At 58.7% G+C, this 8,373-nt stretch carries 12 protein-coding genes; 8 read left to right on the forward strand and 4 right to left on the reverse strand.

Translation table 11 applies throughout. The features are described 5' to 3' along the window. Positions 1-244 precede the first annotated feature (244 nt). Entirely contained in the window at positions 245-631 is a 387-nt protein-coding gene (locus RTS12_RS18860) for a hypothetical protein (RefSeq protein WP_312531259.1), read from the reverse strand. Between the two features lie 357 nt (positions 632-988). On the opposite strand from RTS12_RS18860, the gene RTS12_RS18865 reads away from it, so the two are divergent. Both RTS12_RS18865 and RTS12_RS18870 read left to right on the forward strand, forming a co-directional pair. After that, the gene (locus RTS12_RS18865) at positions 989-1,327 is read left to right on the forward strand and encodes a hypothetical protein (RefSeq protein ID WP_312531261.1); all 339 of its coding nucleotides are present in this window, start codon (positions 989-991) and stop codon (positions 1,325-1,327) included. Next, complete coding sequence (locus RTS12_RS18870; RefSeq protein ID WP_312531262.1) at positions 1,327-1,779, forward strand: hypothetical protein; 453 nt, start codon at positions 1,327-1,329, stop codon at positions 1,777-1,779. The genes RTS12_RS18865 and RTS12_RS18870 overlap by 1 nt, the downstream gene beginning before the upstream one ends. Here RTS12_RS18870 and RTS12_RS18875 read toward each other — a convergent pair. Continuing rightward, on the reverse strand, positions 1,776-2,009 hold the full coding sequence (locus RTS12_RS18875) for a hypothetical protein (protein WP_312531264.1): 234 nt from the start codon (positions 2,007-2,009) through the stop codon (positions 1,776-1,778). The two genes, RTS12_RS18870 and RTS12_RS18875, sit on opposite strands and share 4 nt — an antisense overlap. 53 nt (positions 2,010-2,062) lie before the next feature. Beyond that, complete coding sequence (locus RTS12_RS18880; RefSeq protein ID WP_312531266.1) at positions 2,063-2,191, reverse strand: hypothetical protein; 129 nt, start codon at positions 2,189-2,191, stop codon at positions 2,063-2,065. 167 nt (positions 2,192-2,358) lie between these two features. Between RTS12_RS18880 and RTS12_RS18885 the strand changes: the two genes are divergently transcribed. The 4 genes from RTS12_RS18885 to RTS12_RS18900 are packed head-to-tail and all read left to right on the forward strand — an operon-like array spanning position 2,359 to position 5,021. Further along, on the forward strand, positions 2,359-2,658 hold the full coding sequence (locus RTS12_RS18885) for a hypothetical protein (protein WP_312531268.1): 300 nt from the start codon (positions 2,359-2,361) through the stop codon (positions 2,656-2,658). Positions 2,659-2,662: 4 nt separating this feature from the next. Continuing rightward, positions 2,663-2,974: a hypothetical protein gene (locus RTS12_RS18890; protein ID WP_312531269.1), complete on the forward strand. Its 312-nt coding sequence runs from the start codon at positions 2,663-2,665 to the stop codon at positions 2,972-2,974. After that, positions 2,971-3,885 (forward strand): hypothetical protein, encoded by a 915-nt coding sequence (locus RTS12_RS18895; protein WP_312531271.1) that lies wholly within the window; start codon positions 2,971-2,973, stop codon positions 3,883-3,885. Before RTS12_RS18890 ends, RTS12_RS18895 begins: the two co-directional genes overlap by 4 nt. Further along, entirely contained in the window at positions 3,882-5,021 is a 1,140-nt protein-coding gene (locus tag RTS12_RS18900; protein ID WP_312531273.1) for a hypothetical protein, read from the forward strand. The genes RTS12_RS18895 and RTS12_RS18900 overlap by 4 nt, the downstream gene beginning before the upstream one ends. Here RTS12_RS18900 and RTS12_RS18905 read toward each other — a convergent pair. Beyond that, complete coding sequence (locus tag RTS12_RS18905) at positions 5,015-5,137, reverse strand: hypothetical protein (protein ID WP_312531278.1); 123 nt, start codon at positions 5,135-5,137, stop codon at positions 5,015-5,017. The genes RTS12_RS18900 and RTS12_RS18905 overlap by 7 nt on opposite strands. On the opposite strand from RTS12_RS18905, the gene RTS12_RS18910 reads away from it, so the two are divergent. Both RTS12_RS18910 and RTS12_RS18915 read left to right on the forward strand, forming a co-directional pair. After that, a complete protein-coding gene (locus tag RTS12_RS18910) occupies positions 5,093-6,856 on the forward strand; it encodes a phage/plasmid primase, P4 family (RefSeq protein WP_409455718.1) in 1,764 nt (587 codons plus the stop codon). The two genes, RTS12_RS18905 and RTS12_RS18910, sit on opposite strands and share 45 nt — an antisense overlap. 516 nt (positions 6,857-7,372) lie before the next feature. Then, complete coding sequence (locus RTS12_RS18915) at positions 7,373-8,116, forward strand: hypothetical protein (RefSeq protein ID WP_312531275.1); 744 nt, start codon at positions 7,373-7,375, stop codon at positions 8,114-8,116. Positions 8,117-8,373 lie beyond the last annotated feature (257 nt).

Consider the following 8,373-nt stretch of genomic DNA (forward strand, 5'->3'; position numbering starts at 1 on the left):
ACAGGACGGTGGGAATGTGCATGTGCAGGCTCCATCCGGAAAGGTCGGTATGGAGGCAAGATGCAGAGGACAGAAGTCCCTGTCAATGGTAAAGAGGACACAAGTCCCTTATTGACTGCTGTGACACTGATTCGTCGAAGCTGGACGATCGCCTTAACGGCGAGTTTCTTGTGAGGAAAATATTCCGGGTTGTGTAGGCCTTTGGGCGTTGCCTATTGTTCTGATATTGTTCCGCGGGGGTCGGTTATGGATGAGTCTGGTTGCTTGTTGAATCTAAGGTCTGCGCTTCAAGCAATTGTAGCTGATTGCTGTCCTGCTTCACGCGCTGCCCGCGTGCGGCGGCTAGCAGAATCTCCCGCTCTGCCTGGGACAATTGCCGCCACAGATCGGCGACTTCAGATCGAAGGCAGGCAGTATCGTCGCCAACCATCTCGTCAATCGTTAGCCCAAAGGCATGTGAAAGCTTGATGCAGTCGTCAACGCTTGTTGATGCTGGCAGGCCTTTCCGGGACCTCTGTAAGAACTTTTTAAACTGTTCGTAGCTGACGTGGGCAGCCTCGCATGCTGCCTTCAATGAAATACCAGTGGTATCGATGGCGTCGCTGAGCGCGACGTGAAATGGCTTTGTCATGGTGCTTTTGTACGCGCTGAGGGGATCGTAACGCTAGGCGACAGAAGTCCCTTGACAGTGAGGGGACAGTAGTCCCTTATGCGGGCATGACCAAGAATGACATCATCAGCGCAATTGAAAGCCTCTGCACGAAGATCGGAGTGGCTCCCGCAACGATAACGGGTAGAGCCGTAGGGAATAGCCGCCTTTACAGGCGCCTGAAGTCCGGCGGCGGTTGCACTGTAGATGTCGCGGAGCGTCTCATGACTTATATCGCTGCCGCTTCTTTCGACGCGGATAGCGCAAATACTGAACGCTGTCCTTCTTCGGTCAATGGATCCCCCGCCGCATCTGCGGCCCCAACCCAAGAGCAGCCTCATGATCAAACCTCAAAAGCGTAACTCGCTTTCACATCCTCGCATGCCGATCGGTCGCGTGTCTTATGCCAGCCCATTTGACGGGCGTGGCCGGTCTGCGATTGACCATCGCCGCAACCATGGTGCCGTCGGGCGGCTCGAGCCTGAGAACTTCCGCCGGCGCTGGTCTCTGCTGCTGATCTCGAACTTTGCCAGCCGCGAGATTTGCGCAGTTCATTTTGGCGTCACCTTCCAGACCTCGTGCAACTGGTTCGATGGTCTCTGCACGCCGACGGGCGACGTCGTCGATTTCGCGGCACAATCGCTGCCAAATTATCCTGAAATCATGTGGGGGAAATGATGGATCAGCCTGATTTGGTGCCCTTGATGGGTGCTTTCTTCGTACAAGCCTCTGAGGAAGTAGTTGTAATGAAATCCCAAGATCCCGCACCAGCAGAGCCGCTGATCTCGATGCATGACCCGGATTCGATCCAGCAGCATCCGGTTTCGGAGGGCGAGGCACAGGAGGTCTGCAATCAGTTCATCGGCCTAGGGGGCGCGCGCGGGTACACGATATGGACTGACTGTCTTCCGGCATGGTGGAGCCGCTTGCGTTCCGCACCTACACCGGATGAAAAGCTGACCTGTGAACGCATGATCAATGCCCTCAATCGAGCTGCTGGAATGCATCAAATGGAACGCGCTGCGCGACTCGCCGCGAGCAACCAACAGCGACGAACTGCGCAGCGGAACCAAGAGGCAGCTGCCAGAAAGGCTTCGGAAGAAGCTGCTGCTATCGATCGCTGGCGTTAGGAGGGTCTTCCAATGAAGTCCCCGAGAACGGTTTCCACCGTCGCTGCTTCCTCGTCAAATCCGTCGCCCGCGAAGTCGTCAGCAATGAAGCTTAGCCGTTCCTCCATTTCAGGTAGCAGATCTGGGTTTTGGGAGGCCGCCATCTTCATCATCTCGACGATGATTTCTTGCAGGGCGCTCACGCGGCGTGTGAGCAGTGCGATTTGTCGCGTCGGGTTGGCTTCGTTCACGGGGGTGCGCTTTCGTATACGAGTGATTCTCCGCGGCCATCGTGATCACGCATTCACTCGCCGTCAAACCGGGTTTTGCTGAAATGTTTGGCGTTCAGGTTCCACCGGGCAAGGCTAATGCGGGGTGTCAGCACCTGGCTGAAATCTTGTCGGGGATGTGTGGCCCGAGTGGATTTGTTCATCGCACGATCCCCGGAACCTGGGGCTGGCCCGGCCGAGAGGTGGCTGAAAGCCACCAGGGCAAAAATTCACCGAAGCCTGCCTCAGTCCGGTGACGCCTGCGGGGCGGTCTCTGCTCAGATCGCCCCGCTTTTTTATCAATTGTCGCAAAATGCGAGAGGGACAGGATATGCAGTTTCGTTCCACCGATCAGGTTCGGATTGGCGCACGCATAGCGGCCTTGACTGTGGCCTTTCAGGCCAAGGCGAGAGCGGTCGATCCGCGATCCCTGTCGCATGCGGTACATGAGGTCGATGCGGCCTTTGGCGCTGAGCATCATCTAACCATCGATTTGGCGGCCTTTGCAGCTTGCTATCCTGAGTTGCGCTATTTGCCCGATGCTTTGTGCGGGGCAGGTGAGCGGCTGATGGCGTCCGTTATGCGCGCCAGCTGGCCCGAGCGGACCACGCGAGCTGACATCGATGGGTGAGGTCATGAAGCTGTCTCTTGCAGATTACACCCTGATCCATGCGCTCGGCTTGATTTCCCGACCTGAGATTATCGCCAGTCAGCGTGCCGATCTGGAACTGCAGGTCGAGATCCTGCGGGCGGCGCTGCCGATGACCTCGAAAGGAAATCAGCAGCTGCAGCCACTGATTTCTGTCGCGGGGCGTATCGCGCGCGCAAAGCCACTGCGGCCAGGTAATTACGGATCACTTCATGATGAAGCATCCGTTGCGATGAACAGATGGGACAGGTTTCGGATGGCCGAGGCTTGGGACCGCATCCAGGGAGGATCCCGATGACCATGATTTCAACAACCGCGCTCCGCTCGTTGGCGCATATTTTACCTGAGGGGGCAACGTTGCTCGATATGGCGCGCGTTGCCAAGTGGGCCGTTGATGAGGTTGGTCCCCCGAGCATCATTTCGGCTCCGTTGCTGGAATGCCTGAGCTGTGCGCGCAAGGATGCGCCGACGATTGCGCAGGACGCTCCGGTTTCCATCGCGCCCGTCACGGTATTGGACCAGTCAGCCCCAATCGCCGAAGGTCTGGCTAAGCCTGAGCCCGCCCCCATCCACCCAGCGCCTGAAGCCGCCGCCAGCCCGAACGTTGCGCTGAACTGGTCTGTTGCCGAGGATTTGCAGCTGTTGCAGGCGATCCTTGTCAACAAGCAGACGTTGACGGATTTCGCCGCCTCGTCCGGGCGAACCGAAGCCGCCGCCAAATACCGCCTGCGCATCCTTGAGGGCAAGATCATCAAGCGCCCCATTCCGGAACATGCGCTTAAGTGGTTTGCCGCCCGGCGCGCCAAGGCCAAGGACAAGGACAAGCTGTCGGCGGCTACGGTGAAAAGTGTCGCGGTCGAAGCTGCGCGCGAAGCATCATCTGCCCCGGCCAATCCAGCAACAGCAGAGAAAGCAGTTGCGACTGAACTCCCGCCCCTGACATCTAGCCAGGCGGCGATCCAGCGCCAGTTGCTCGCGGCACTCAGCGACGATTTCACCCCCGAAGATGATCTTTATCTGGCTGAAGAGCTGTTGAAAGGCACCCCGGGCGAAATGATCGCCGATCAGCTGAATGTTACGGCGAAGGATGTGGCCGCACGCTGGAAAAAGATGATGGTTGAGGATGTCGTTGCCTTTGCTGGCGCGCCGGATCAGCGCACCGCGGCGAATCTTCTGGTCGTGCTGCGGCGCTTGGCGGGCAAAGCATGAGCCGGGACGATCCGCGCCTCGCAGAGGCCCGTGCCATGCCTATCCTCGAGGTGCTGTCGCGCCTCGAGGTCGGCAACCTCGTCCGCGCTGGTGGTGAACTGGTCGGGCCTTGCCCCAACTGCGGCGGTCGTGATCGCTTTGGGGTCAACCTACAGAAAAACATCTTCCAGTGCCGCAAGGATTGCTCGGCCAATGCCAAGGGAGATCAGATTGCCTTGGTGCAGCTGGCGCTTGGGATGGATTTCCGGGCGGCGCTAGAATGGCTTTGCGGCCCCGCCCAAGGGCTGAGCGATGCCGAGCGCGAAGATCGCCGCCGCAAGGCCGAAGCCGCCCGGCTGAAGCAAGAACGCATTGGAGTGCAAGAGCGGGAACGGACCATCAAGGCCGCGCGCGAACTTTGGTTTGCCAGCAAGGATGCCGAGGGCTCGCTGGTGCGCGATTATCTGGCCCGCCGTGGCATCGCGGCGGCGCTGCTTGGCGATCTGCCGAAGACTATGCGGTTCGATCCCGCTGCCAAATATGTGCATCCGGTCAAGGGTGAGCGCAACAAATGGCAGACCCTGCATGTCGGCGCGGCCATGATCTGCGCGGTCGTGGATGGGGCGGGCCGGGTGACGGCGGTGCATCGCACCTGGCTCGATCTCGATCAGCCCAAGGGCAAGCTGGTTCTACGCGATCCGGACAATGCCGATCTGGTCCTGCCATCCAAGAAAGTACTGGGATCAAAGAAGGGCGCTGTCATCCGTTTGGCCACGCCGAAACACGCGACGACCATGATCATGGCCGAGGGGGTCGAGACGACCCTTTCCGCCCTGATCGCGGCGCACCAGCCGCTCGATGCGGCGTATTGGTGCGGTGTCGACCTGGGAAATATGTCCGGCCGCCGTGAAAGCGGGCCGGGCAAGAAATATGCCGGTTTACCCGATATGGGCGACAGCGAGGCCTTTGTGCCGCCGCCCTGGGTGAAGCGGCTGATTTATGTGCAGGACGGGGATAGCGAACCCCGCCTGACCCGAGCGAAACTGGAAGCGGGCTTGCGACGCGCGATGATGAAGAACCCCGGATTGAAGGGGCAAATCGTGCATGCCGGTGAAGGCCGCGACCTTAACGACATCCTGATGAGGCAGCATCAATGACTTTTGACGACGACGATTTCGACCAGGTGGATGCGGTGCGCGATGTAATGAGCGCGGCTGAGGATGTAACGCTGCCCGAGGGCATGGCTGCCGAGGATGATGTCGAATTTCCTCAAGACTATACTCCCCCGCCGCCCCCTCCGGAATCAGACGCGGATCAGGCCGAAGAGCCCGAGCATCCTGTCAGTAAGTCCTCACGCGAGCCGCTGAACGATCTCGGCAACGGACGGCGGTTCGTTGTGCATTTCGGTGATGATATCCTATTCGTGTCGCAGGTCGGTTGGTTCGTCTGGGATGGTGCGCGCTGGCACAAGGATGACGAAATTAGCCGCGATGTCTCGCCCCTGATCCGTGGCCGCGCGCAACAAATGTCTGGCCTGATCGAACAGGAAATCGACTGGCTCCAGCCATCGCCGCGCGATCGAAAATTGCTGCAGGAAGAGCGCGAGCTACGCAAGCGGCGTGGCGAGATCGAGGGTACCCCCTCATTTGTGGATGATGAATCCTTGATGACCGAGCTTGCAAATATCTCTAGCCGGTTGCGCAGCATCGATGCCGCCCTGAAAACCCATAAATCCTTGATCGGTCGGCGGCTCACCCACGCGAAGAACGCAGGTAACTCCGGGCCTATGTCGAACCTGATCGCCGAGGCCCGTGTCATGCTGGCGCATCATGTCGGCGAAATGGACAAGGGAGATCTCGACGTAAACACCTTAACGGGCGTGCTTCGTTTTGAGCGCATTACTGGCGAAGGGTTCTCGCCGATGTCCGATGTAAAGCTGATCCCGCATGATCGCGGCCAGTTGCTGACTAAGGTCATGCCGGTCGAATATGACCCGGAAGCCAAGTGCCCACGGTTCGACGCTTTTCTTGAACAGATCCAGCCCAATATCACGATGCGGCAGTTCATCCAGCGCTGGTTCGGCCTGTCAATGAGCGGCCTCGATGTCCAGAAACTTGCATTTTTCCATGGCGGCGGCGCCAACGGCAAATCGGTTCTGGTCGATCTCATGGGCCGCATGATGGGGGATTACTCGGCCTCGGCGCGCATCGAATCCTTGACCGGGAAGAACAAAAAGGGCGGCTCGGATTCGCAGCCCGATCTCATGCCGCTGATCGCTGCGCGGATGGTGCGGACCTCTGAGCCGGAAGAGGGTGAGCGCCTGCAGGAAGGGCTGATCAAGGCGCTGACTGGCGGTGAGCCGATGATGATCCGGGCGCTCTACGCTGATTTCATCACCTTCCGGCCAATCTTCAAGCTGACCATCTCTGGCAACCATTTGCCGGATATTCGCGGCGGTGATGACGGGATTTGGCGGCGTCTGATGCTGGTCAATTTTCCGGTCCAGATCCCAGAAGAAAAGCGGATCCCGAAAAAGGAGTTGGACGATATCCTATGGTCAGAGCGATCCGGCATCCTGAATTGGCTCGTTGCAGGTCTGTTGTCCTATCTCGAGCAGGGCCTGGCGGAGCCAGCTGAAGTACTTGAGGCAACTGGTAGCTATCGCAAGGATAGTGACCCGATCGGTACTTTCCTTGCCGATGCGACCATCGTTAGCGGTTACGAGGGCGACTTCATGACTGCACGTGAGCTTGGTGACGCCTTTAATTATTGGATCGAAGAGCGGGGCGAGACGCGCTGGGGGCCAAGAACGGTTTCGTTGAAGCTCAAGGCAAAAGCGGATGTCTGGCGCCATCCTGAGACAAACAAGACATTCGCACCCGGCAAGAGCGGCGTCACTGGCTATCGCGGTATTCGTCTTGATCCAGACTTCGCTTCGCGGATGCGGGATGCACAGTCTCGCGACACCGGCAGCACTTGGGGGCCGCGATGACCCCGCACCCCATTCTCACATCTGTCGATTGGGCGGGCCTGCGGGCCCGTCGCGCATTTCTAGGGCTTGGGTTCGGATTTGGGCCAGACGGGCGCGACTTTGGCAAGGGATGGGCCAGAGACTTTCGAGGGGTGAGGGGGGTGAGGTTTAGATATTTCAACCACTTAATTCGTGTTTTTGGGCTTGAGGGCCAGACGGGCCGGAAAAATCGCCATGTATGCGCGCGCGTATTTTCTAAGGGGTTAGGGGGAACAGCTTCCCCGTAAAGGTCTAACTCTCAAGCCCTTCAAGCCCTCAAGCCCAAAAAACAACCATAACTCATTGAAAAGAAACAAACGAGAATAAGAAAATGACCTGATTTTCAAACCCTGCTTTGAACAACTCAAGCCCATCAAGCCCAGCTCAATAATAAAGACCACAACAGGTAGTAGAATGAACAAGAGGGACCGCAAAATGATGATCGAAAACGGCCAAAGCGTGGTGTTCTCTGTCGATAGCCGGGGCGTTGCGGTTCAAATGGATTTGACGGCCAGCCGCAAGCTGGTGGAAGCACACCAAGATGCGCAGTCCGCTCGCATCGCTGCTGACAAGGCACGCCTGGCCTCTGTTCTCGATGCCGCGTCAATTCCGGATGAGTGCGGCCCCGACATCATCGCCGCACCTGGACGGGGTGGCTTCGTGCTGCAGCGCTTGGTCCAGCTCATACCGCATGGCGAGGATGAGTTCGTCGCGGCCCCAACGGGCTACGGCCATCGTTCGGCTATTCGATCCGCTGACATCTTTGACCGCATGCAGGCGCAGGCCCTGCGCGCCAAGCGCCCGATGCCGCTGACGCCGGGGCAGGTCGCTATCGGACGCCGCTACCGTGACCTGGTCGAAATCCTTGAGGGCGATGGCTGCAAGCTCTCTAACCTTCATAGCTCGGGCGGATCGGCAGACGGTGGCAATTGGATGGATCGCCGCCTTGAACTCGCTGCCGAGCTGGACAGGCTCCAACGGCGGGTGGGCCATGGTATTGCACTCAAGATCCGCCGCATCCGCCCGAGCATGCGCGCCATCCGCGAGGCGGGCGAGGATCCGCGCGGCCTCTTCAGCGACCTCGATATTGTTCATCGGGTTTGCGTCGAGGATTGGAGCGCGACGGATGTGCTTCGGCATTTCCGCTGGCAGTTAAACAGCAGAAACAAAAAGGCAGTCGCAGAAGCTCTGAGCGCGGCACTGATGCGGATGATCGATTTCAGGACTAAAAAAGGCCCTTGACCCCTTATGGCCCTCTGTGAGAGATATTTGGATAGTATCTAGAAGTGCGCCCGGCAGGATTATCCCTGACCGGGCGCACTTCGTTTCGGGTGTCGCGTGGACGCTTGGCCATGCTGCATCCCTTTTCCCTAAATCAAGGATAGCGAGATGGCATGGCTCATGATCCAGCGAATCTACTGGATCCCAACCGGTGTCTGTGTGCGGGGCAAGTCGCGCAACGGCTGGGTGACCTGGCACCGGCTCTTTAGGATCCCCGG

Source organism: Paracoccus sp. (in: a-proteobacteria), assembly GCF_032007265.1.
Classification (GTDB): Bacteria; Pseudomonadota; Alphaproteobacteria; order Rhodobacterales; family Rhodobacteraceae; genus Paracoccus.